The 22,994-nt window shown below is 70.8% G+C and carries 18 protein-coding genes; 10 read left to right on the top strand and 8 right to left on the bottom strand.

The window, feature by feature from the left end; translation table 11 throughout:
- Window positions 1-24: 24 nt before the first annotated feature.
- Window positions 25-627, bottom strand: a complete 603-nt coding sequence (locus Pph01_RS09825; protein WP_204072689.1) for a DUF4291 domain-containing protein — start codon at window positions 625-627, stop codon at window positions 25-27.
- An 81-nt stretch (window positions 628-708) separates the two neighbouring features.
- Complete coding sequence (locus tag Pph01_RS09820) at window positions 709-1,281, bottom strand: TetR/AcrR family transcriptional regulator (protein ID WP_204072688.1); 573 nt, start codon at window positions 1,279-1,281, stop codon at window positions 709-711.
- 137 nt (window positions 1,282-1,418) lie between these two features.
- On the opposite strand from Pph01_RS09820, the gene Pph01_RS09815 reads away from it, so the two are divergent.
- On the top strand, window positions 1,419-2,438 hold the full coding sequence (locus Pph01_RS09815; RefSeq protein WP_204072687.1) for an NAD-dependent epimerase/dehydratase family protein: 1,020 nt from the start codon (window positions 1,419-1,421) through the stop codon (window positions 2,436-2,438).
- 78 nt (window positions 2,439-2,516) lie between these two features.
- Window positions 2,517-3,533, top strand: a complete 1,017-nt coding sequence (locus Pph01_RS09810; protein WP_204072686.1) for an SDR family NAD(P)-dependent oxidoreductase — start codon at window positions 2,517-2,519, stop codon at window positions 3,531-3,533.
- A gap of 165 nt (window positions 3,534-3,698) precedes the next feature.
- Here the strand turns inward: Pph01_RS09810 and Pph01_RS09805 are convergent, their stop codons facing one another.
- Entirely contained in the window at window positions 3,699-4,040 is a 342-nt protein-coding gene (locus Pph01_RS09805; RefSeq protein WP_204072685.1) for a YciI family protein, read from the bottom strand.
- Window positions 4,041-4,584: 544 nt separating this feature from the next.
- Between Pph01_RS09805 and Pph01_RS09800 the strand changes: the two genes are divergently transcribed.
- The 3 genes from Pph01_RS09800 to Pph01_RS09790 all read left to right on the top strand — a co-directional run bounded on the left by Pph01_RS09800 (window position 4,585) and on the right by Pph01_RS09790 (window position 9,740).
- On the top strand, window positions 4,585-6,981 hold the full coding sequence (locus Pph01_RS09800; protein WP_204072684.1) for a galactose-binding domain-containing protein: 2,397 nt from the start codon (window positions 4,585-4,587) through the stop codon (window positions 6,979-6,981).
- A gap of 177 nt (window positions 6,982-7,158) precedes the next feature.
- Complete coding sequence (locus Pph01_RS09795; protein WP_204072683.1) at window positions 7,159-7,914, top strand: ABC transporter ATP-binding protein; 756 nt, start codon at window positions 7,159-7,161, stop codon at window positions 7,912-7,914.
- Window positions 7,899-9,740: a hypothetical protein gene (locus Pph01_RS09790; protein ID WP_204072682.1), complete on the top strand. Its 1,842-nt coding sequence runs from the start codon at window positions 7,899-7,901 to the stop codon at window positions 9,738-9,740. The genes Pph01_RS09795 and Pph01_RS09790 overlap by 16 nt, the downstream gene beginning before the upstream one ends.
- A gap of 16 nt (window positions 9,741-9,756) precedes the next feature.
- Here the strand turns inward: Pph01_RS09790 and Pph01_RS09785 are convergent, their stop codons facing one another.
- Window positions 9,757-10,593, bottom strand: coding sequence for a helix-turn-helix transcriptional regulator (locus Pph01_RS09785; protein WP_204072681.1), 837 nt, complete (start codon window positions 10,591-10,593; stop codon window positions 9,757-9,759).
- A 204-nt stretch (window positions 10,594-10,797) separates the two neighbouring features.
- Between Pph01_RS09785 and Pph01_RS09780 the strand changes: the two genes are divergently transcribed.
- On the top strand, window positions 10,798-11,799 hold the full coding sequence (locus tag Pph01_RS09780; RefSeq protein ID WP_204072680.1) for an aldo/keto reductase: 1,002 nt from the start codon (window positions 10,798-10,800) through the stop codon (window positions 11,797-11,799).
- Window positions 11,800-11,997: 198 nt separating this feature from the next.
- On the opposite strand, the gene Pph01_RS09775 is transcribed toward Pph01_RS09780, so the two are convergent.
- On the bottom strand, window positions 11,998-12,675 hold the full coding sequence (locus tag Pph01_RS09775) for a hypothetical protein (protein WP_204072679.1): 678 nt from the start codon (window positions 12,673-12,675) through the stop codon (window positions 11,998-12,000).
- Between the two features lie 81 nt (window positions 12,676-12,756).
- Between Pph01_RS09775 and Pph01_RS09770 the strand changes: the two genes are divergently transcribed.
- The gene (locus Pph01_RS09770) at window positions 12,757-13,230 is read left to right on the top strand and encodes a MarR family winged helix-turn-helix transcriptional regulator (protein WP_204072678.1); all 474 of its coding nucleotides are present in this window, start codon (window positions 12,757-12,759) and stop codon (window positions 13,228-13,230) included.
- Between the two features lie 157 nt (window positions 13,231-13,387).
- Here the strand turns inward: Pph01_RS09770 and Pph01_RS09765 are convergent, their stop codons facing one another.
- Entirely contained in the window at window positions 13,388-14,374 is a 987-nt protein-coding gene (locus Pph01_RS09765) for a glutathione S-transferase C-terminal domain-containing protein (protein WP_204072677.1), read from the bottom strand.
- 232 nt (window positions 14,375-14,606) lie between these two features.
- Here Pph01_RS09765 and Pph01_RS09760 point away from each other — a divergent pair, with 232 nt between their 5' ends.
- On the top strand, window positions 14,607-16,358 hold the full coding sequence (locus Pph01_RS09760; RefSeq protein WP_239116554.1) for an ABC transporter ATP-binding protein: 1,752 nt from the start codon (window positions 14,607-14,609) through the stop codon (window positions 16,356-16,358).
- Here Pph01_RS09760 and Pph01_RS09755 read toward each other — a convergent pair.
- Entirely contained in the window at window positions 16,325-16,879 is a 555-nt protein-coding gene (locus Pph01_RS09755) for an AAA family ATPase (RefSeq protein WP_239116559.1), read from the bottom strand. The two genes, Pph01_RS09760 and Pph01_RS09755, sit on opposite strands and share 34 nt — an antisense overlap.
- Before the next feature lie 172 nt (window positions 16,880-17,051).
- Here Pph01_RS09755 and Pph01_RS09750 point away from each other — a divergent pair, with 172 nt between their 5' ends.
- Window positions 17,052-18,542 carry an MFS transporter gene (locus Pph01_RS09750; RefSeq protein ID WP_204072675.1) on the top strand — a complete coding sequence of 497 codons (1,491 nt, stop codon included), beginning with the start codon at window positions 17,052-17,054 and terminating at the stop codon, window positions 18,540-18,542.
- Between the two features lie 180 nt (window positions 18,543-18,722).
- On the opposite strand, the gene Pph01_RS09745 is transcribed toward Pph01_RS09750, so the two are convergent.
- Window positions 18,723-20,240, bottom strand: coding sequence for a S8 family peptidase (locus tag Pph01_RS09745; RefSeq protein ID WP_204072674.1), 1,518 nt, complete (start codon window positions 20,238-20,240; stop codon window positions 18,723-18,725).
- 128 nt (window positions 20,241-20,368) lie between these two features.
- On the opposite strand from Pph01_RS09745, the gene Pph01_RS09740 reads away from it, so the two are divergent.
- Window positions 20,369-22,984, top strand: coding sequence for a CHAT domain-containing protein (locus Pph01_RS09740; RefSeq protein ID WP_204072673.1), 2,616 nt, complete (start codon window positions 20,369-20,371; stop codon window positions 22,982-22,984).
- The last annotated feature ends 10 nt before the right edge of the window (window positions 22,985-22,994 follow it).

Raw genomic sequence — 22,994 nt, 5'->3', positions numbered from 1 at the left:
CCGCGCTCGCGCGCCGAGGGCGGCTCAGCCGGGGTCCGCCTCCGTCGTCGCCTCGATGACCGACGCGAAGTTCGCGTCGACAGGGTACGGCCGCTCGACGGGAAGCAGGCCCGCCGGGTCGCCGCCGTCCCTGACGACCGCGTGGGCGCTGCGGACCAGGCCGGTGATGTCGGTGATCGCCACGGTCCACTCGTCCAGATAGCGGTCGACGGCCTCGCCGGACAGGCCGATCTGGATGGACCGGTACGGCAGCGCGTTGTGGTGCGGGTCGCGTTCGGGGTCCCACTGGATCCGCACCGGGGACCGCCGCAGCCGCGCGGCCCAGTCCGCCCGTTCCGCGCCGTGACCGGGATGGCTCAGGCACGAATGGGTGAGCGCCCATTCGAACCCCTCCCGGGTGATGTCGATCGCCAGGACGCGGCCCTGCCCAGCCTTGGTGGCCCAGCCGCAGCGGTACATCATCCAGAGGAAGGACGGCTTGATCCAGGTCATCCGCTCCCGTTTGAACGGCGGGACGAACCGCTGCGCGGCGACTGCGGGTCCCGCGATGGCCGGATCGTAGGCCTGGTAGACGGTGATCGACTCCTCGGAGTATGCGGCACGAATCTGCCGGTAGGGGACTTTCATGACCGCAACGGTGCCGAATCCGATGATCGCCGGGCAACACATTTAGCGCCCCTGGCGGTGACGGGTGCTCCCGGCGCCGGCTCAGGAGTTCGGCGCACCGGTGCGCAGGCCGTCGACGACCAGATCGAGCAGTCGCGCGGCACGCGCCTCGCCCTCCTCGCCGGGGCTGATCCGCCACAGGAAGCCCAGCATCAGGAGCACGTCGTCCGGGTCGACGCCCGGCCGGATGTCGCCCGCGTCCTCGCAGGCGCGCAGCAGCAGCGTGACCGCCCCGATGATCGGGCCGTAGCTCTCGCCCGCGAGGCCGTCGTCGGTGAGGGCGTGCAGCACGTCCGACAGGCCGTGCTTGATCCGGCCGTAGTAGGCGAGCCGGTCACACCACAGCCGCAGAGCCTCCAGTGGAGGATGCTCCTTCAACAGTTCCGGCGCGTAGGCGGCGAGCTGTTCGACCTCATGGCGGTAGACGGCGAGGATCAGCGTCTCGCGGGTGGGGAAATGCCGGTAGAGGGTTCCCGGGCCCACGCCGGCCATCTTGGCGATCGAGTTCAGCGACGCGTCGCCCGAGGTCGTGAACGCCTTCTGCGCGACCTCGATGATGCGGGCGCGGTTCTGCCTCGCATCCGCGCGCACAGGCTCGTTCCGCGCCTCGGCCATGGTGTCCGCCCGCCTCTCATCAGGGACCGCTTGCGTACCGGAGAGCTCTCCGGTACGGTCGCAAGCGTTCCGGAGACCTCTCCGGTCAAGTAGAGCACATCACGGACGAGCCGGGGCGATCGAGAGGAGACGAGGGCATGGCTGAGACCGTTCTGGTGACCGGTGGCACGGGATTCGTCGCGGGCCGGTGCATCGTCGAGCTCCTGCGTCGGGGCTATGAGGTGCGCACCACGCTGCGCTCCGCGTCCCGCCGGGAAGCGGTGCGGGACGCCGTCTCCAGGGCGGTCGACCCGGAGGGCCGCCTGAGCTTCGCCGTCGCGGACCTGACGTCGGACGCGGGCTGGGCGGAGGCGGTCGCGGGCTGCGGCCACGTCCTGCACGTCGCGTCGCCGCTGGGCGCGGACGCGGGCGGGGACCCGGACGCGCTGCTCGTCCCCGCACGGGACGGAACGCTGCGCGTGCTGCGCGCCGCGACGGAGGCCGGGGTGAAGCGGGTGGTCATGACGTCCGCGTGCGCCGCCGCCACCCCTCCTCTCGCCAGTCCGGACAGCGTCAGCGACGAGACCCGCTGGACCGACACCGGCGATCCGGCTCTGACCGGCTATCGCAGGTCGAAAGCCGTCTCCGAGCAGGCGGCCTGGCGGTTCATGCGGGACTGCGACGGCCCGACCACGCTGACGACGATCCTGCCGGGAGCGGTCTTCGGCCCGCTGCTCACCGCGGACAACCGGGGCTCGGTGCGGGTGATCGAGCGGCTCCTGAGCGGGCGCATGCCCGGGACGCCCCGGATCGGCTTCGAGGTGGTCGACGTGCGGGATCTCGCGGACATCCACGTGCGCGCCATGACCTCGCCCGAGGCCGCCGGCCAGCGGTTCATCGCGGCCGGCGAGTTCCTCTGGGCGTCCCAGATCGCCCAGGAGTTGCGCGCGACGCTGGGGGAGGCCGCCCGCAAGGTGCCCAGGAGGGCGTTGCCCGACATCGCGGTCCGGCTGCTGGCGCGCTTCGACCCCGGTGTCCGCGCGCTCGCGCCGTACCTCGGCCGCAGGCACCTGCACACCGCGCGCAAGGCCGAGCGGGTGCTGGGCTGGCGGGCACGACCCGCCGCCGAGACCGTCGTCGACTGCGCCAGAAGCCTGGCGGCACTCCAGGTCGTGTGACGCGTCCCGCCCCTCGCTCCGCACCCAGCGCGGAGCCGCGCGGCCGTCGCCGGCCGCGCACGAACACACGGAGAGACAATGAGCACCCTTCAGACACCCATCCCCGACAGCCCGTTCGACGCCGCTTCCACCGCGGAGGACGTCATCGAGGGCGTCGACCTGACCGGCAAGATCGCGATCGTCACCGGCGGTCACTCCGGCATCGGCCTGGAGACCACGCGGGTGCTGCGGCAGGCCGGAGCCCAGGTCGTCGTCCCGGTGCGCCATCCCGAGAGGGCCGCCCGCGCGCTGGAGGGAATCGACGGCGTCGAGATCGCGAAGCTCGACCTGATCGATCCCTCCTCCGTGGACACCTTCGCCGGGGCATTCCTCGCCTCCGGCCGTCCGCTGCACATCTTCGTCGGCAGCGCGGGAATCATGGCGGTCCCGCTCGCCCGTGACTCACGCGGTCAGGAGTCGCAGTTCGCCACCAACCACCTTGGCCACCACCAGCTCGCGGTCCGGTTGTGGCCCGCCCTTCTCAAGGCCCGGGGGGCACGGGTGGTTTCGGTCTCGGCCGCCGCGCACCGCCTGTCCCCGGTCGTCTTCGACGACCCCGCGTTCGAGCGCCGCGAGTACCACCCGATGCTCGGCTACGGCCAGTCGAAGACCGCCAACATCCTGTTCGCCCGCGAACTCGACCGGCGCGGCGCCGACCACGGAGTGCGGGCCTTCTCCGTCCATCCGGGCGCCATCATCGGGACCAACCTCAGCCGCTACGCCACCCCGGACACCCTGCGCGCGATGGGCCTCGTGGACGAGGAGGGCAACCCGGTCATCGACCCGTTCGCCGGGAAGAAGAACGTGGGGCAGGGCGCCTCGACGAGCGTGTGGTGCGCCGTGAGCCCGCGACTCGACGGCATGGGCGGCGTCTACTGCCTGGACAACAACATCGCCGTGGTCGCGGAGCCGGATCCCGGCACATTGGACCCCTTCGCGCACCATTCCTCGGAGGTCCCGCCACCCGCGGGCCTCGCACCGCACGCGGCCGACCCGGAGTCCGCTGTCCGGCTGTGGGACCTGAGTGCGGAGCTGACCGGCGCCGGGCTGCCGTAGCGACAAGGCCTATCCCTCCCAGGCCAACCGGGGCTACCTGTGCAGACGCGGCATCGCCTGCACCATTCCCGAGCCGGCCGATCAGATCCGCAACCGCAAGCGCCATGGCCGCACGGGTGGCAGGCCGTCGGCGTTCAACCGCGACGACTACAAGGCCGTACGCCGTCAGGTGAGCGGGTCGTACTGGAACGCCCGGACCTCCTGCGAGCAGCGGCAGGAGGCCGCGATCTTCTTCGCCCACTCCAGCGCCTCCTCGCGGGAGGGCAGGTCCAGGATGGTGTACCCGCCATTCAACTGCGTGGTCTGCGGATAGGTGCCGTCCGTCACCGTGCCGTCGCCGGCCACGAGGACGGGGTCGACGTCTTCGTCTATCCCGCCGCCGAAGACGTACACGCCGGCATCCTTGGCCTCCTGGATGACCGCGTGGGAGTCGCGTACCACGTCAGGAAAATCCTCGTCCGAGATCACCATGGCGGCGCTGGGGAAGGAGATGAGAAAGTGCGTCATCCCTCGATCCTGCCGTGCGCCGGTGACATCGTCGAGGTGTTCCTCGATCAGCGCTTCCCGGCCTTGCTTCCCGGCCTTCCCCGCGCGCCGGGTCAGAGGAGCGCGAGGTCCGTCGGTTCGCAGAGTTCGTCATGCCATCTTCCGGATTGCTGTCGCGGGACAGGACGGGCCTGCCCGTCGTCGCAGCGGCCGGCAGAAGACACGGCCCATTGATCATCTGACAGATCTCCCCGCCGCGAAGATCATCACGAAGGGCGGCGATCTTTCAGAACGCGGCCTAGCCGGACGCATTGCTGGAACGGTCCGCTTTCCGCAATTCACGCAAGTTCTTGCCCCACATCTGACGCCATATTTCACGGATATTTCCGAGTATTGCAAGCCGGTATCGACGCCTGTCAAGATGCATGCAAAGCGGTTGCTCTCGCTCCGGGGGTACGGCGAGCGCCGCCGCGTGCCGACCCGCCGACCCGAGCCCCCGGAGCGTCCCCGGACGGCCTGCAGAGGAGGTGAGGCATGACCGCCGTTCCGGACGAAAGGAAAGCACGTGGCAGTCTCCCGTCGGACGTTCATCACCTCGGTGGTGCCGGGATCCGCCATCGCCGCGGTGTCGGGTACCGAACTGATCTCCGCGATGACCAGCGCGGCGAACGCCGCGAGTCCCGTCGGGGACGTGGTCGGGAAGATCACCGTCGGCTACCAGGGCTGGTTCGCCTGCCCGGGTGACGGCGCCCCCATCAACACCTGGTGGCACTGGAGCCAGAACGGCTCCCAGCCGCCCTCGCCGGGCAACACCACCATCGTCGCGTGGCCGGACATGCGGGAGTTCACGCATGCCTACCCGACCGCATACGGCAACCTCGGCAACGGGCAACCCGCGACGTTGTTCTCGTCGTACGACCAGCAGACCGTCGACACGCACTTCCGGTGGATGCGGGAGAACAACTGCGACACCGCCGCGCTCCAGCGCTTCAACCCGAACGGCGGCGAGGGCGCGACCCGCGACGCGATGGCCGTCAAGGTCCGAGGCGCGGCCGAGGCGAACGGCCGCAAGTTCTACATCATGTACGACGTCTCGGGCTGGACGAACTTCCAGCCCGAGATCAAGGCCGACTGGACGAACAAGATGTCGGCAATGGTGGCCTCCTCCGCGTACGCCAGGCAGAACGGCAAGCCCGTCGTCGGCATCTGGGGGTTCGGGTTCAACGAGGCCAAGCACCCGTCGGACGCTGCCGCGTGCCTCGACGTGGTCAACTGGTTCAAGAGCCAGGGCTGCTACGTGATGGGCGGGGTGCCGACCTACTGGCGAGCCGGGATCAACGACTGCCGGCCCGGCTTCATCGAGGTGTTCAACGCCTACAACATGCTCTCGCCGTGGATGGTGGGACGGATCAGCACGGCGGCGGACTCCGACAGGTTCTACAACGACCTCAACGCACCCGACCAGGCGTACTGCAACGCCCGCGGCATCGACTACCAGCCCTGTGTGATGCCGGGAGAGGTGACGGCGCGGCATCGCGCGCACGGCGACTTCATGTGGCGCCAGTTCTACAACATGGTCAGGGTGGGCGCCCAGGGCATCTACATCTCGATGTTCGACGAGTTCAACGAGGGCAACCAGATCGCCAAGACGGCGGAGAACCAGTCGATGATCCCGGTCAACTCCGGTTTCCTGGGTCTCGACGAGGACGGCACGGTCTGCTCCTCGGACTACTACCTCAGGCTCACCGGCGACGGCGGCCGGATGCTGAAGGGGCAGATCCCGCTCACCCCGGTCCGGCCCACGCCCCCGGTGGTCGGAGGCGGCGGAGGGGACACCAACCTGGCTCGCGGCAAGGCGACGGCGGAGAGCGGCCACAACCAGAACTTCGGCTCGGCGAACGTGGTCGACGGTGACGCGAACAGTTACTGGGAGGGCCCGAACAACGCGTTCCCGCAGTGGGTGCAGGTCGACCTGGGTGCGGCGGCGTCGATCGGCCGGGTCGTGCTGAAGCTGCCGCCGCAGTCGGCGTGGCAGACGCGGACGCAGACGTTGTCGGTGCAGGGGAGCGCGAACGGGTCGTCGTTCTCCACGCTCGCGGGGCCGGCGGGTTACACGTTCAACCCGGCGACGGGCAACACGGTGACGATCACCTTCGCGCAGACCTCCGCACGCTACGTCCGCGTCAACATCACCGCCAACACCGGCTGGTCCGCGGCGCAGCTGTCCGAGCTCGAGGTGTACGGCACGACGGCCGGGGACTCCGACACGCAGGCGCCCACCGCGCCCGGCAACCTCACGGTGACGGGCAAGACGGCCACCAGCGTCTCGTTGTCATGGTCGGCCTCGACGGACGACAAGGCCGTGACCGGCTACCAGGTGCGCAGAGGCGGCGCGGTCGTGGCCACCGCCACCGGCACGTCCGCCACCGTCACGGGACTGACGGCGGGCACGGCCTACAGCTTCACCGTGACCGCGCAGGACGCCGCGGGCAACACCTCGCCCGCCTCCAACACCGTCAACGTGACCACGGACGCGCAGGCGAACACCAACCTGGCCCGCGGCAAGGCGACCTCGGAGAGCAGCCACACGCAGAACTACGGCTCGGCGAACGTGGTCGACGGCGACGCGAACAGTTACTGGGAAAGCGCCAACAACGCGTTCCCGCAGTGGGTGCAGGTCGACCTGGGTGCGGCGGCGTCGATCGGGCGGGTCGTGCTGAAGCTGCCGCCGCAGTCGGCGTGGCAGACGCGGACGCAGACGTTGTCCGTCCAGGGCAGCACGAACGGCTCGTCGTTCTCCACGATCGCGGGGTCCGCGGGCTACACGTTCAACCCCGCGACGGGCAACACGGTGACGATCACCTTCGCGCAGACCTCCGCGCGGTACGTCCGGCTGAACGTCACCGGCAACACCGGGTGGGCGGCGGCGCAGTTCTCGGAGTTCGAGGTGTATCCGGCCTGATCTCCCCGGCCCCGGCCGTTCCGCAGCGGACGGCCGGGGCCCGCCCCTAATCCCGAGGCCACGATTCGGTCTTTTTCCTCGACGTGGCAACGGTTCTCATGATCGAATCTCCTCGGTCCGCTTTCTGGACCCCTCGCACGCGAAACGGCCCATCCCCCCCGCGACCGGGAGATCGTCATGACCGCAGCGCTCGAGATAGCCGGCCTGTCCAAGGCCTTCGGAGAGAAGGTCGCGGTCGATCACGTCGACCTGACCGTCCCCCAGGGCTCCTTCTACGGGCTGGTCGGCCAGAACGGAGCCGGCAAGACCACCACCCTGGCCATGGCCGTCGGCCTGCTCAGGCCCGACAGCGGCGGTGCCCGGATCTTCGGGGCCGACGTCTGGTCCGACCCGGACACGGCGAAGGCGCTCGTGGGCGTGCTCCCCGACGGCCTGGCCATGCCGGAACGCCTGACGGGGCGGGAGGTTTTGACCTACCTGGGCCTGCTGCGCGGCCTGTCCAAGGATGTGGTGGCGGAGCGGGCGGGCGAGCTGCTGGAGGTCCTCGAGCTCGACTCGGCGGAGAACACCCTGGTGATCGAGTACTCCACCGGGATGCGCAAGAAGATCGGGCTGGCGACCGCGCTGCTGCACGCGCCGCGGCTGCTGGTGCTGGACGAGCCCTTCGAGGCCGTCGACCCCGTCTCCGCGACGACGATCAAGGGGATCCTCCGTGGTTTCGTCGCCGGCGGGGGATCGGTCGTGTTGTCCAGCCACGTCATGGCGCTCGTCGAACAGCTCTGCGACCACGTCGGGGTCATCGACGAGGGGCGGGTCGCCGCCGCCGGCACGCTGGAGGAGGTCCGGGGTTCCGGCTCGCTCGAGGACGCCTTCGTCGAGCTCGTCGGCGCGTCCGGCGCGGGGGCGAAGGAGCTGACATGGTTGTCGCGCTGACCATGGCGGCCATGAAGGTGGCCGTCCTGCGCAACTCGATGAACAGCCAGAAGGCCGGCCTCGTCGTCGCAGGAGCCGTGCTCGGCCTCATCCTGGCCGGTGGCACCATCGCCGTCGCATTCGTCGGCGATCCGGACGCGGGCTCGGTCACGGGGTGGCACACCGGAGACCTGCTGGCCGCCGCGTACGCGGTCTGGATGCTCGGCTGGATCTTCGGGCCGGTCTTCATCGGAGGCGGCGACGAGACCCTGCGCCCCGAATACTTCACCCTTGTCGGGCTGCGGCCCCGGCGCCTCGCCTTCGGGCTGCTCACCGCGTCCTTCATCGGAGTCGCCCCGGCGGTCAGCCTGGTGGCCCTGGCCGCACTGGTGGTCTTCGGCGTGCGCGTCGGCTCGGCGGTCCCGGTGCTGATCGCGCTCCCGGCAGTGCTGCTGTCGCTGGTGGTCTTCGTCCTGCTGTCCCGCGTCGCGACCGCTGTTATGGGGCTGGCGCTGCGGTCGCGGGTCGGCGCGATCGCAGCGGGGCTCAGCAACGGCGTGATTCTCGCCGCGCTCGGTCAGGGGTGGGTCTTCTTCGTCGCCTTCCAGCAGGTGGGCGGGATTCCGCCCACGGCGTCGGCCATCCTGCGGTACCTGCCGTCGGGCTGGGGCCTAGCGGCCGTGGAGGCGGCCGCGCAAGGGCAGTGGCCGCGCGCGGCGGCCGCGCTCGCCGCGATGTGCCTCCTGATCGTGCTGCTGCTGGGCGCGTGGGCGGCGCTGCTCACGCGGCGCACCTCCGCGGCCCGCCCGTCCGTCCGCGGCAGGCGGCCGATGACGGCCGCATCCCCGCAGGGCGCCGTTGTGGCCAAGGAGCTGCGCACCTGGACCCGCGACCTGGTGCGCAACCACCAGCTCACTTTCGCCCTGGCCTATGCCGTCTTCTTCACCTCGTGCATGCTCTTCATGGGCATGAACGGCCTGCTGCCGTACACGGGCGCGGTCTTCGTCCTCATGGCGGGCGCGATGTCGGCCAACCTGTACGGCACGGACGGCACGGTCCTGTGGCTCACCCTGATGACGCCGGGGGCCTCCGAGGTCCGGGGCAGGCAGTGGGCGTGGCTGCTGACCGTCGGCCCGGTGGGCCTGGCGCTGACGGTCGCCGGCGCCGCGATCACAGGCGGCCCGTGGCCGCTGCCGCTCGCCCTGACAGCCGCCCTGCTCGGCGGCGCGGCGGGCATCGTCCCGCTGATCTCGGTCTACGCGCTCGTGCCCGGCATCGATCCGCACCGACGGGGCGGCAATCCGCTGCGCTCCTCCGAGGACGACGGCTCGCTGACCGGCCTCGCCTACGCCGTGATCGGGCTGGGCGGGCTCACCGGCGTGCCCGCCGGACTGGTCGCCTCCTCCTACGGCTGGCCGGGGGTCGTGGTGGGGCTCGTGACCGGGGCGCTGTGCGTGTGGGGGTTGGGCGCGCTGGCCGAGAGCAGGCTGCGATCCCACGGCCCCGAGTTGCTGCAGATGATGCGCACGGGCAAACGGCCGGAGTCGCAGTCGGGCAGATGGAAGAAGTTCGACGACCTGCCGAAGCGCGACCAGATCATCGCGACCGTCGGCTGGTCGCTCGGCGCGATCCCGCTCTTCCCGCAAGGCATCGTGGCCGGGGTCCAGAAGGCCAACGGCACGACGGAGAAGAGCTGGTTCCTCGCCCTCCACGTACCCGACCCGTGGGCATGGCCGGTGGTCGTCTTCATGGTCCTGCTCGGCATCGCCATGTACGGCGGGGCGCTGTGGGTCTCCTACCGCCCGCGCCCGAAGAAGGAGGAGGCGGTCGCCGCGGCGGCCGCCTGAGCCGGCGGGTGCCCGTTCACATGGGTTGCGCGGCCAGGCGTTCGGCGAGCACCCGCAACTGCTCGGCCGCCTGGCTGCCGTCGACGGCGGTGAACACCAGGAGCCGCAGGGCCTCGCTCTCGCTCGCGAAGGTCTGGCACTCGAGCTCGATGAGGCCCAGCTCGGGGTGCACGATCCGCTTGGTGTCGAGCCTGCGCACAGTGACCTCGTGCCGGTCCCACAGGTCGGCGAACTCGCTGCTCTCGTGGCGGAGCCGCTCGACGAGGTCCTCGGCGTACGGGTCGGCTCCCCGGCGGGCCAGCCCGGCCCGGAACTCGGCGACCTGGACGCGGCTGTGGTGGTCGTGCTCCTCGGCGGGGTAGATCCGGCGGGCGGCGGGGTCGGTGAACCAGCGCCACAGGAAGCTCCGGGCGAAGCCGGTGAAGTCCGTCTGGTCGCCCAGCAGCGCCCGCGCCATCCGGTTCTGCGCGGGGATCTCCGTGAGGTCGGTCACGACCTGCGCGGGGGTGTCGTGGAGCCGGTCGAGGAGGCGCAGCGTCGCGTCGCGGACCGGCGTGGAGGACGCCTGCCGGAACGGCGCGTTGTAGCCGGCCAGGCGGTAGAGATGATCGCGCTCGTCCGGGTCGAGGCGAAGGCCCCGGGCGATCGCGGACACCATCTGCTCCGAGGGCTGGGAACCGCGCTGCTGCTCCAGCCTGCTGTAGGAGTCGACGGACATGCCGACCAGGATCGCGACCTCCTCGCGGCGCAGCCCCGGGGTACGGCGGCGCGTCCCCATGGCCAGGCCCAGCTCACGGGGATGGAGGGATTCGCGTCGGCGGCGGAGGAAATCCGCGAGTTGCGGCCGGTCCACGCGTCCAATGTAAGGCGACCTGGACAGTGCCGATGTCGCACGAGCCGCCCGGCCGGCCTTCTCATCCAGGGAGAGCCTCTCCCTGGATGAACGAGCCCTGCCGCTCTCCCGGCGGGGGTCCCATCATCGGGATGTCATCCGCGCTCAGCGGACGGCCCGGGCGCGGAGGCGCCCGGTTGACTGACGAAGGGTGAGGTCTTCCCCATGGAGACTCGCAAGCTCGGCGCGACCGGCCCGGTGGTCTCCGCGCTCGGCCTCGGCGCGATGGGCATGTCCGACCTTTACGGCCCGGCCGACGAAGCGGAGAGCATCGCCACGATCCACGCCGCGATCGACGCCGGGATCACGCTGATCGACACGGCCGACTTCTACGGCTCCGGCCACAACGAGATGCTGATCAGAGAGGCGATCAAGCCGTACCGGCGTGAGGACGTGACGATCAGCGTCAAGTTCGGCCAGAGGCGTGATCCGTCCGGCGGCTGGGGGCAGGGTGGCACCGACGTGAGCGCCGTGGCGGTGAAGGACCGGCTGGCCTTCACGCTCCGGCGGCTGAACACCGACTACGTCGACATCTACCGCCCGACGCGGGTCAACCCGCAGATCCCCGTCGAGGAGACCATCGGCGCGATCAAGGAGATGGTGGAGGCCGGCCTGGTCAGGCACATCGGCCTGTCGGAGGTGGGCGCGCAGACGCTCCGCCGTGCGGCCGCGGTCCACCCGATCAGCGACCTGCAGATCGAGTACTCGCTGGTGTCCCGTGGGATCGAGGCCGAGATCCTGCCGACGGCCAGGGAACTCGGCATCGGCGTCACCGCCTACGGCGTGCTCTCCCGGGGTCTGCTGTCAGGGCACTGGGCGCCCGATCGTGAGCTCCCCGCGTACGACTTCCGCGCGACGAGCCCCCGGTTCCAGGGTGAGAACCTCCAGGCCAACCTCAGGCTGATCGAGGCGCTGCGGGAGGTGGCCGACGACATGGGCGTCACGGTCGCCCAGGTCGCCGTCGCCTGGGTCGCCTCGCGCGGCGACGACATCGTGCCTCTGGTGGGCGCACGCCGTCGCGACCGGCTCGCCGAGTCGCTCAGCGCGCTTTCGCTGACGCTGGCCCCGGAAACGCTTGCCCGCATCGAGAGCGCCGTTCCCTACGGCTCGGCGGCCGGCAACCGCTACGCCGACGTCATCCTCAGCTCGATGGACAGCGAGCGGTGACGGGAATCCAACCCGCACTGGCACCTTGGGAAGCCGCTACTGATCTACCCCCTGTGAGCTGGGAAATGGGTGTGCACCTCAGCCGTGGACCGTGAGTCCTCGTGAGACCCCACTGATCGCCGTTCAATCTGGCACGCATCCGGCGCGAAGTCTCGACGTCAAGACTCCGGTCGACATACTGCTGTGGTGCCCGGCTTGTCAGTTGTCGCCGTGGGTCGCCACCGCTCGGACGGGAGGGAGCGCGGGGCGCTGGGTCGGGTCGCCGGTTGGAACCATGCGCATTACTGCCTCTGGCATCGCGCCGACCGTGAACGCGCGGACGGCCGGCCCGACGGACACGGTGAGGAACGACGCCACGGGCGGAACCTCGGCGGGGAGCGGAATGAAGTACTCCCCAGAATCGAAGTGGGAATCGATCACACGCAGTGAGGTGCTCGTCGGCTCGGGCGGCGTGAACGAGGTGGCCCACCAAGCCTCGACGACCACCTGGGCCGGTCCCCGCAGGGTCAGCTGCACCGTTCTCTTCGTCGTGTCATATGCCACGCCGTTGTCGTCTCCGGCGGTCGACGTGACGCCCTCAACCTGGGCGGCGATGAGGCCCGCGATGCCGGCGAGTCCCTGTACGAAGGTGACGTGGCCGTTGACCTTGGAGATCTCGTCTCTGAGGTGGCGCTTGGTGTCAGGCGGAACCATGCCACCGAAGACGACGATATCGATGTTCGTGGTGTCGTACTCCGTCAGCACCTCATCGAACTGGTTTGTTGCATCTGCCTGGAAGCCCTTGCTTCGCAGGATGCCGGCGGCGTCAAGGATCACGCTTGGGCTTCTGCCGATGACCAGAATCCGTTCGGGTCCGCTGGTGGTCGGTTCGTCCATGACCGGGCTCCTCGATGAAGAAATGTTGGCGCGACCAACATAGCAAACGTTGGTCGCGCCAACAATTGGTAGTCTCTGTCCATGTCGATGGATCACCCGCCAAGCCGTACTCCCGCCCGCGTCAAGGATCGTCCGACCTGGCTCATAAGCCGGACCTTCGCGCGCTCGTCGAGTCTCCTCGCCGCGGGGTTCGAGTCATACGGCCGCGGCCTTCGCAGTTACCACTACCGCCTCTTGGCCGCGCTCGACGAGTGGGGGCCCTCGAGCCAGGCTGACCTGGGCCGCGGGACCGGGATCGATCGCAGTGACGTCACGGCGGCGCTGTCGGAGCTCGAGTCACTTCGGCTCGTCGAGCGGTCTGTCGACCCCGAGCACAGGCGTCGTAACATCGTCACGATCACCCCGGCTGGAGTCGAACAACTCCTGGAACTCGACAACGTCATCGACGGTGTTCAGGAGCAAGTTCTGAAACCTCTGACAAAGGCGCAGCGGCGTCAGTTCATCGCCTTGATGGTGAAGCTCCTCGCGGCCGAAGACGAGTCGTCGAAGGGATGACGCATGGGCCGTTGACCCGCCGCGGAGCGGCAGTGGGCCGACGACTGAGGTGCAGGCCTGGCTTGGTGTGTCCCTTCGCCCGCCGGGCCGAGCTGCGGGGGCCGGTCCGGCCACCCGCTCCGCCGGGAACGCGAGCGGGTGTCCGGCCGTGCGCGGCTCAGCCGCCGAGTTTCTCGCGGCCGTGCGGAGCCTCCCAGTCGGCCTCTCGCGGCTCCACCTCGATGCGGACCGGGCCGTCGTTGAGGAACGAGGCCCCCGTGAAGTGGAAGGAGTCGAAGTCGGTGGTGGTCCGGAACGCGTCGTGCTGATAGAGGTCGCGGGCGTAGGCCCACAGGTGGGGGAAGGCCGTCAGCGGGCGCTCACTGATCTTGCCGAGCGCGTTGTACCCGAGGTCGAACCGGGCGAGCGTCACCCACAGCCGGACGTCGGACTCGGTGATGTGGTCCCCGAACAGGAACCTGCGGTCCGCCAGCCGGGCGTCGAGCTCGTCCAGAGTCGCGATCAGCGTGCGGCGCAACTCCTCGTAGTCCTCCTGGGTGGTCGCCCCGGCGACCCGGTAGGTGCCGTTGTTGACCTTCCGGTAGATCTCCTCGTTCAGCGCGTCGATCTGCGGCCGCAGCTCCTCCGGGTAGAGCCGGACACCGGGGTCGCCCCACTCCTCGAACTGGGTGCCGAGGTCGATGGTGATGTCCGGGAAGTTGTTGCTGACGATCCTGCCGGTCGTGCGGTCCCAGAGCACCGGCACCGACAGGTGGCCCGGATAACCCGGCTCGGTCGCGTCGTAGGCCTGCTGGAGGAACAGGAACCCGTTCACCGGGTCGGCCCCGCGCCGCTCCCGGAACGCCCATCCGCGCGCGTCCCGCTCGTCGTCGACGTAGGAGAGGGAGACGACCTCGTCGAGGCCCTTGAGCGAGCGGACGATCGCCGTGCGCTGCGCCCACGGGCAGAACCACCCGACATAGAGGTGGTAGCGGCCCGGCACGGCCGGGAATCCGCTCGACCCGTCGGCGGTGATCCGGTCCTGGAAGGGGTAGCGCGGGCGGTTCCATCCCGAGGAGGTGTCGATCCGCCCCGGGCCGTACGGACCGTAGGTCTCGATGTCCACCGGAGTCGCGTATACGGGAGTTTCCGCAGGTGCGGCCATGACGTCACCTTCCGGGCAGTGGCCGATCGTTTTCCTCTAACCCTTGATTCCTACCAGAGAAATATGAAATATGCGATCCGCAATTGTGATGCTCCTCGCGCGGCGCCGGGGATTCAAGTCCGCCCGGGTCTCCCGCCACAAGGGCCGCTGGTGAGGTGATCATCACAATGTCCCGAAATATCCCGTTAACCGGGTGATGTCAGGATCTTCGGGGATCGACAGAGGGGTGGGCATGACGGCTCTGGATCATCGTTACCGCGGGGAGCATCCGGTCCGGACCCTGGCCTACCTGTTCACCGAGGACCGCCGGGGCATCGCCGTCGCCGTCGTCGCGTTCATGGTGAAGCACAGCCCGACCTGGACGCTTCCCCTGATCACCGCCAACGTCATCGACGTGCTGGTGGCGCATCGGCCGGTCGCGGAGTTGTGGCTCACCACGGGCGCGCTGCTGTTCCTGCTCGTCCTCAACTATCCCGGGCACCTGCTCTACGTCCGCACGATGCACGGCGCCATCCGCCGGATGGGCACACGGGTCCGGTCGGCGCTGTGCCGTCGCATGCAGGACCTGTCGATCGGCTATCACTCCAGGGTCAGCGCCGGAGTGCTGCAGACCAAGGTCATCCGCGACGTCGAGGTCGTCGAGCAGATGGCGCAGCAGGCGAGTGACGGCGGGCTGAGCGCGCTCGCCATGCTCACCGGCGGCCTGGGGGTGATCGCGTTCAAGGTGCCCCTCGCGCTGCCGGTCTTCCTTCTCGTCGTCCCGGCGGCCTCGTTCCTCGTCATGCGCATGCGCGGCCGGATGCGGTCCGACAACGAGAGCTTCCGCCAGGAGGTGGAGCGGCTCTCCTCACGCGTGAGCGAGATGACCACGCTCATCCCGATCACCCGGGCGCACGGCCTGGAGCAGGACGCGCTGCGCCGGGTCGACCGCACCCTGAGCAAGGTGCTGCGCACCGGCCTGCGTCTCGACCTGATCAACGGCAGGTTCGGCTCACTCGCCTGGATCATCCTCAACGTGCTGGGGGTCGGCTTCCTCGCCGGGTCGGCGCTGATCGCCTATTACGGCGTGCTGGCGATCACCCCGGGCGACGTGGTCATGCTCAGCACCTTCTTCGCCACGCTCACCACGGCGGTCACCACCCTGATGAGCCTCACCCCGGTGATCGGCAAGGGACTCGAGGCGGTCCGCTCCGTCGGCGAGGTGCTGCAGGCGCCCGACCTCGAGCAGAACGCGGGCAAGGAGGAGGTCTCCGCGGTCACGGGCAGGTTCGAGTTCCGCGAGGTGTCGTACTCCTACGAGCCGGGCCGTCCGGCGATCGAGGGACTCGACCTCACTGTGACGCCCGGCGAGACGGTCGCGCTGGTGGGCGCGTCGGGCGCGGGCAAGTCCACCGTGCTCAACCTCGTCATCGGCTTCCTGCGGCCCACGTCGGGCGCGATCCTCCTGGACGGCAGGGACATGGAGACGCTCGACCTGCGGACCTACCGGCGTTTCCTGTCGGTGGTGCCCCAGGAGTCGATCCTCTTCGAAGGCAGCATCAGGGAGAACGTCACGTACGGCATGCGCGGCGTGCCGGAGGAGACCGTACGGCTGGCCCTGCGCGACGCCAACGCGCTGGAGTTCATCGACCGGCTCCCGGACGGGCTGGACACGGTCGTCGGCGAGAGGGGCGCCCGGCTGTCGGGCGGCCAGAAGCAGCGCCTGGCCATCGCCCGCGCGCTGATCCGCGACCCCCGGGTGCTGATCCTGGACGAGGCGACCTCCGCGCTCGACTCGCATTCCGAGGCGCTGGTGCAGGAAGCGCTCGGCCGCCTCGTGGCCGGCCGTACCGTCTTCGTGGTCGCGCACCGCCTGTCCACCATCCGGGGTGCGGACCGGATCGTGGTGATGGCGGACGGCCGGATCGCGGAGATCGGCTCACACGAGGACCTGCTCCGCGACGGCGGCCTCTACTCGGGGCTGCAGGCGGCGCAGGCCGGCTGAGCCTCCAGGAGGCGCCGGACGTCGCGGCGCGATCGCAGGCGCACGAACCGCAGGTGGGCGTGTTCGCCGGAGGCGGCTGCCCGCGCGTACCGGTCCTGGTAGACGCGGTGTCGCGTCCAGGCCCACATCACGACGGACTCGTGCGGATCGAGCGTGGTCAGGTTGCGCCAGCGCTCCCTGTTGCCGTTCCACAGCTCGGCCTTCGTGGCGGCCCTCCGCAGAGTGCGGGTGACCACCTGCCACATGACGACCCTGCGCGGGGGGTCGAGCCAGATGACCGTGTCGGCCCTGGCCCAGAGCAGATCGCGCACGGCGCTGTAGTTGCCGTCGACGACCCAGGTGTCGCGCGCGGCGAGCTCGGCCACCCGGCGGCGGAACTCGTCGTCGGGCAGCGGCTCCCAGCCCGGCTGGTGGTACCACGCGTCCAGCTCGACGTGCGGCGCGCCGAGTTTCTCGGCCAGGCGCCGCGCGAGCGTCGTCTTGCCCGACCCGGAGTTGCCCACCACGGAGATCCTGCGCATCCTCTCCACGATCGGGACCCTAGCCGCCGCCCACGCCGGGCGGTTATCTTTCGCACACGGGCGACGTGAGGAGCTCACCGATGACAGTGCGCGACGGCGATTCGGTTTCCGGCGTCGTCTGAACGAATGGGCGCCGGAAGGCAGTCATCCTTCCCACCCATTGGAGCCTGTTTTGCGTGCCTCCGTCACGTATTTGATCATTCGCGGGTCGACGGCCTTCGCCGGCAGCTGCGCGTTCACCCTCAACCTGGTGTACCAGGCGCAGGTCGCCGGTCTCGGTCCTCTTCAGCTCGTCCTCGTCGGCACGACGCTGGAGGTCGTCTGCCTGCTCGCGCAGGTGCCGACCGGGGTGCTGGCCGATCTGCGCAGCCGCAAGCAGTCGGTCGTCGTCGGCTACCTGCTGTTCGGGACCGGCGTGCTGATCGAAGGGATGGCGCCCCATTTCTGGGCGATTCTCGCGGCCAACGCCGTCCTGGGCGTCGGCTGGACGTTCGTCGACGGCGCCCAGGACGCGTGGGTCGTCGACGAGGTGGGCCCCGGACGCGTGAGCCTGCTTCTCGTGCGCGGCGCGCAGCTCGACCAGGCGGCGACCGTGGCCGGCATCGGGGCCTCGGTCTGGCTGGCCGGGTTCGGGCTGAACGTCCCTCTCGTCGTGGGGGCCGCCGTATGGCTGGTCCTCGGGGTCGTCCTCGCCGCGGCGATGCCTGAGCTGGAGTTCCGCCCGGAGGCGCGGCACGCCGCGTGGCGGGGGTCGCTGCGGTCGATGCGGGACCAGGCCGGTCGTGCGGTCGCGACGGCGCGCCGCAGCCGCCCGATGAGGTTCATGCTGGTCGCGGTCCTGTTGGCCGCCTTCGCCAGCGAGGGCTTCGATCGGCTCGGGCAGGTCCACTTCATCCAGTCCTGGAGCACCTCGCCGTACTGGTTCGGCGTCATGGCCGTCGCGGCGATGGCCGGGGCGGCAGCGGTCACCGAACTGGTCCGCAGACTGACCGACCTGACCGACCCGGCGCGTACGGCTCGCGCACTGGCCGTCCTGCAGGCGCTGGGCGTGGTGGCGACGGCCGTGTTCGCGTTGACCGGCCAGTTCTGGGTCGCCGTCCTCGCGTGGGCCGGGGCGAACATGGCACGGTCGGCGGCCGAGCCGGCGCGCGCCGCCTGGCTCGCCCGGCTGACGGAACCCGCGAGCCGTGCGACGGCGTACTCGCTGTTCTCGCAGGCGGACGCCGCGGGCGAGCTCACGGGAGGCCCGCCGCTCGGGCTGCTCGCGCAACGCGTGTCGATCGGTGCGGCGCTCGCCGGGTCGGCGGCGACGCTCGGCCTCACCGTGCCGTTCCTCGCCACCGCGGGGCGCGGGCTACCAGCCGCCGGTCCACTCGGTGACGAGCACCGCGTCGTCCAGGCGGCACCGGATGCGGAACGGCCCGCGGGTGACGCCGCCGCAGATGAAGCGGCCGAGGGCGTCGGCGGTGACGGCGACCGGGCCGCCGGTTCCGGGGAGCGTCTCGATCGTGATCTCGGCGGGTCGCGGCGGGACGAGCCGTCCCACGATCGTGGAGGCGGCGCCCCCGTGCACGACCTCCACCTCGACGGTGGTCGCCCCGCATTCGTACGCGAGCAGACGCGTCGCGCCTCCCGTCCTGACGGGCAGGGGCCCGGCGAGTGAGTCGTAGGTCAGCCGGGCGAGCTCGTCGTCCACCGCCCGCATCGCGTGCGCGGCCAGAGCCGGAGGGATGAGTGAGGAGGGCAGGGGATCCATGAACTCCATGGCCCGGGACAGGGCGCCTTCGAGTCGGTCGCCGTCGGAGTCCACGGATCCCTCCCTTCGCCGGAAGCGTCCGGCCCGCTACGAGGTGGGGGTGTAGTCGAAGGGGCGCCAGGTTTCGGGGATCAGCGCGAGGGCGTCCCGCCCGCGCACCTTCGCGTGGCTGTGACGTGTGGCGAGCAGGTCCTTCGCCGCCTCCCTCGGGTTGCGCTCGCCGCTCCAGAGCATGTGGTTGGCGATCATGGCGGCGACGATGGGCGTGGCGAACGACGTGCCGCTCCACCGCGCGAGGCCGGTGAACTCAGTGCGGCTCCCCACCGGCGGATCGGTGCTGAGAACGCCGGTGTGGCCGGGGAGCTGACAGATGCAGTCCTCGTAGGCGTCCTCGGCCGGGAGATAGCGGCAGCAGTCGAAGGTCGAGTGCTGGTACACGTACGGCACGCCTTCGCCGACCCCCGTGAGGGCGCTGGTGAGGCGCTCACCGGGGGCGTACACGCGGACCCACGGCCCGTAGTTGGTGAAGCAGGCGCCCTTGGCGTCCCCGTCGTTGCGCAGCGCGCCGACCGACACGACCGCGTCGCGGAAGTCACGGTCGCCCGCGTACGCCGCGGGGTGGAACCTCCTGTCCAGGCCGTCGTTCCCGGCCGCGGCGACCAGCAGGGTCCTGGTCTGGCGCAGCCGCTCCATGAAGTGCTCGAGGCCCTTGAGCGCCGCCTGGTCGGCCGTCCCCGTGCCGGCGGACAGGCTGAGGATGTCGGGCCAGCCGCGCTCCGCGATGACGCCGAACAGGACGTTGCCCAGGTCGTTCTCCAGGATGGCCCCCGCCTTGGCGCCCCGGAGCGCGTTGTGGACGTACACACTCGCCGTGGGCGCCACGGCCCGGATCAGGCCGAGGATGAACGTGCCGTGCCCGACGTACTGGAGGAGCGTCCCGTCGGGCGACGTCTCCTGCGGCTTGAACGCACCGCCGACGTCGATGTCCGGCAACGACCCGCCGGCCCGCGGCCTGCCGCCGACGAAGAAATCCGGGACGGCGGGCTCGCCGGTGCCGGCGGCGATCCACGAGTGCTTCCGGTAGTCGCTCACGAGCCCGGTGTCGATCACCAGGATCTCGACGGTCTCCTCGGAGTCGATCCGGGGGGCGATGCCCGGGTTCAGCGCCTCCTCGCCGGTCGCCCGGACGGTGTCGGGCTCGTCGGCGGGGCAGCAGTTCACGTTGGTGATGCTGACGACGTGGTTCATGGTGGCCAGTGAGGACCCGTGGGCGCTGCGCTCGGCGCGCAGCTCGTTCAGCGCCTCGGTCACGCCGCCGTCGTCGTCGGTCTCCTCCGCGGGGTCCCCGACCTGGATGCGATAGGTGTCGGACGGCTGTGTGTCCGGATCCGCCGCGTTCCGGATCATCCGGCGGCGGCTGCGGGGGAGTCTCTCGTTCAGCAGGGTGAGAACCTGCTCGACGTCGTCGCCTCGCGTGATGATGTGGGTCTTCTCGTACACGAGCCCTTCCGGCTCGTTCATCGTCACCTGGACGGGATCGACGGGGTCGTCCGCGAACGCCCGCCGTATCACCTCGAACTGCTCTCTGAACCTGTTCGGCGCCATGGGGCCGCTCCTCGCTGAAGCCGGATGTCGTGGTCGTCATGAACGAGAGCCGCGGACCGGCGGCCTGATACATCCGCGACATGTACGGAGGGTGGACGTGCCGGTCACTCCATGTCTAACATCGAGCCGTGGTCGCGGGAAGATCATCGGGGCGACCGTCCGGACCGGATCCGCTGGACCTGCTGCCCCTGGTGTTCGCGCGACCGGGGGAGGCCCTCGAACGGGCACGCGCGCTGCTCGACGCCGAGCGGGGGCCGTACGAGGCCTCCGTCGCTCACCAGGTGATCGGCATATGGCAGCGCGACTTCGGCGATCTCACGGCCGGGCTCGCCCATCTGCGCCGCGCGCGGCGCCTCGCGGCGAGGTCCGGCTCCGCCGAGCGCGAGGCCGACGTGCTCGCCACCCTCGGCGCCGCATACGTACACGCCGGCCGTACGAGACGGGGACTGAGCACCCTGGACGAGGGGGTGGCGCGCGGGACGGGGGTCACGCTCGCCCGCGTGCTGTTCCGCCGGTCGTACGCGTTGTGGGTGCTCGGCCGCCACCGCGAGGCGCTGGAGGACCTGCGGCGCGCCATCCCCATTCTGAAGCGGGCCGGCGATGTCATCTGGAGCGCGCGGGCGCTGACCCTGCGCGCCACCGTCAACCTGGCCATGGGCGCCGCCGAGTGGGCACAGGCCGACTTCGCCGCCGCCGAGCGCCTGTGGGACGCCACCGATCAGGAGCACGACAAGGCCGTCGCCGTGGAGAACCGCGGGCTCGCCGCGTTCCGCGCAGGCGACCTACCCGCGGCGCTCGGCCACTTCGACGAGGCGGCGCGGCGCTACGCCGCGCTCGGGACGCCCGCGTTCGTCCTGGCCGGCTCCCGCTGCGGGGCGCTGCTCGCGGCCGGGCTCGCGCGGGAGGCGGCCCAGGAGGCGGACGCGGCGACGGAACTGCTCGACCGGCTGGGCGGCCAGACCACCCGGAGAGCCGAGCTCATGCTCGTCGCCGCGCGGGCGCTGAACGACTCAGGCGATCCCGAGGAGGCCGCGGTCAGGGCCGACGCCGCGGTGCGCTCGTTCTCCGCGCAGCGGCGTGAATGGTGGGAGGTCCACGCGCGGCTCGTGCGCGTCCAGGCCCGCCTCGCCGCCGGACAGGCGTCGGAGACGCTCCTGCGGGAGGCGGTCTCCGTCGCCGAGCGGCTCACCGCGCTCGGGTCGCCGGAGGCCGCCCAGGGGTTCCTGCTGGCCGGCCGTACGGCCACCGCCCTCGGCCGCGGGGCCGACGCCGGCACGCACCTCTCCGTCGCCGCGAAGGCGAGGTGGCGGGGACCGGCCTTCGCGCGAGTCGACGGCTGGGTCGCCCAGGCGCTGCTGGCCGCCGCGGCAGGCCGGAGGCGAGGGCTGCTCGACGCCTGCAGGCGGGGGCTCGAACTGCTCGACGAACACCGCATGACGCTCGGAGCGCCGGAGCTGCGCGCCCGGGTGACCGCGCGCGGAGCCGAGCTCGCGACGCTCGCGCAGCGGGCGACCGCGGACGACCCGCGGCGGCTTCTCGTCTGGAGCGAGCGCAGGCGCGCCGCCGCGCTCGCCGTCCCGCCCGCACGGCCGCCGGACGATCCCGAGTTGCAGCGGGACCTGACGGCGTTCCGCGAGATCTCCAGCCGGGTGGAGGCCGCCAGATCGGACGGCAGGCCCGTGCCGTGGTTGCGCAGGGAGCAGGAGCGCCTGGAGCGGGACATCCGCGCGCGCAGCCTGCGGATGCGGAGCGAAGGAACCGCCCCCGACCACCGGGTGGACGTCGCGGCCCTGCTCTCCGAGCTCGGCGACCGGCGGCTCGTCGAGATCGTCGCGCTCGACGGCCGGCTGCACGTCCTGCTCTGCGGGAACGCCAGGGTCCGCGCCTTCCAGGCGGGGAGGGCCGCCGACGCGGAGACCGAGGCCGAGCATGTGCGCGCTGCCCTGCGCAGGCTCGCCTACCAGGGGCGGGGCGGACGGGTCGCGCTACTCGAGGAGGCAGGGCTGCGGCTGCAGGAGCTCCTGCTCGGCCCCGCCGTACGACATCTGGGGGAGGGCCCGGTCGTCGTCGTGCCGCCCGGGCCGCTTCACGGCGTGCCGTGGGCACTGCTGCCCGCACTGCGGGAGCGCGTGCTGAGCGTGTCGCCGTCCGCGAGCACGTGGCTCCGCGCCCGCCGGATCGAGCCGCGCGGGGACCGGGTGGTCCTCGTCCGCGGTCCCGGGCTCGCGACCGGCGGTGCGGAGGTGCCGGTCCTGGCGGGCCTGTACGGCGGGGCGACCGTGCTGGAGAACGGCGGGGCCGGCGGCGACGCCGTGCTGAAGGAGATCGACGGCTGCCGCATCGCCCACATCGCGGCGCACGGGACCTTCCGCGCCGACAGCCCGATGTTCTCCTCGTTGCAGATGGACGACGGCCCGCTGATCGTGCACGACCTCGAACGGCTCAGGAGCGCCCCCTACCGGATCATCCTGTCGAGCTGCGACTCGGGCACGCTCGAACCGGTGGGAGCGGACGAGCTGCTCGGCCTCGCGGCCGCGCTCCTTCCCCTCGGCACCGCGGGCATCGTGGCCAGCTCGGTCCCCGTGCACGACGAGGCCGTGGTCCCGCTCATGGTCGCCCTCCACCGGGCGCTGAAGAACGGGCACGGGCTCGCCGAGGCCCTCCGCGACGCACGGGCGGCGCTACCGTCGTCCGCGCTCCACCAGGCCACGGGATGGTCCTTCTCCGCCATCGGAGCCGCCTGAAGGGGAGGTG

The organism is Planotetraspora phitsanulokensis, from assembly GCF_016863295.1.
Classification (GTDB): Bacteria; Actinomycetota; Actinomycetes; order Streptosporangiales; family Streptosporangiaceae; genus Planotetraspora; species Planotetraspora phitsanulokensis.
Note: the sequence above shows the minus strand (reverse complement) of the source record. Positions and strands in the feature narration are given on the sequence as shown.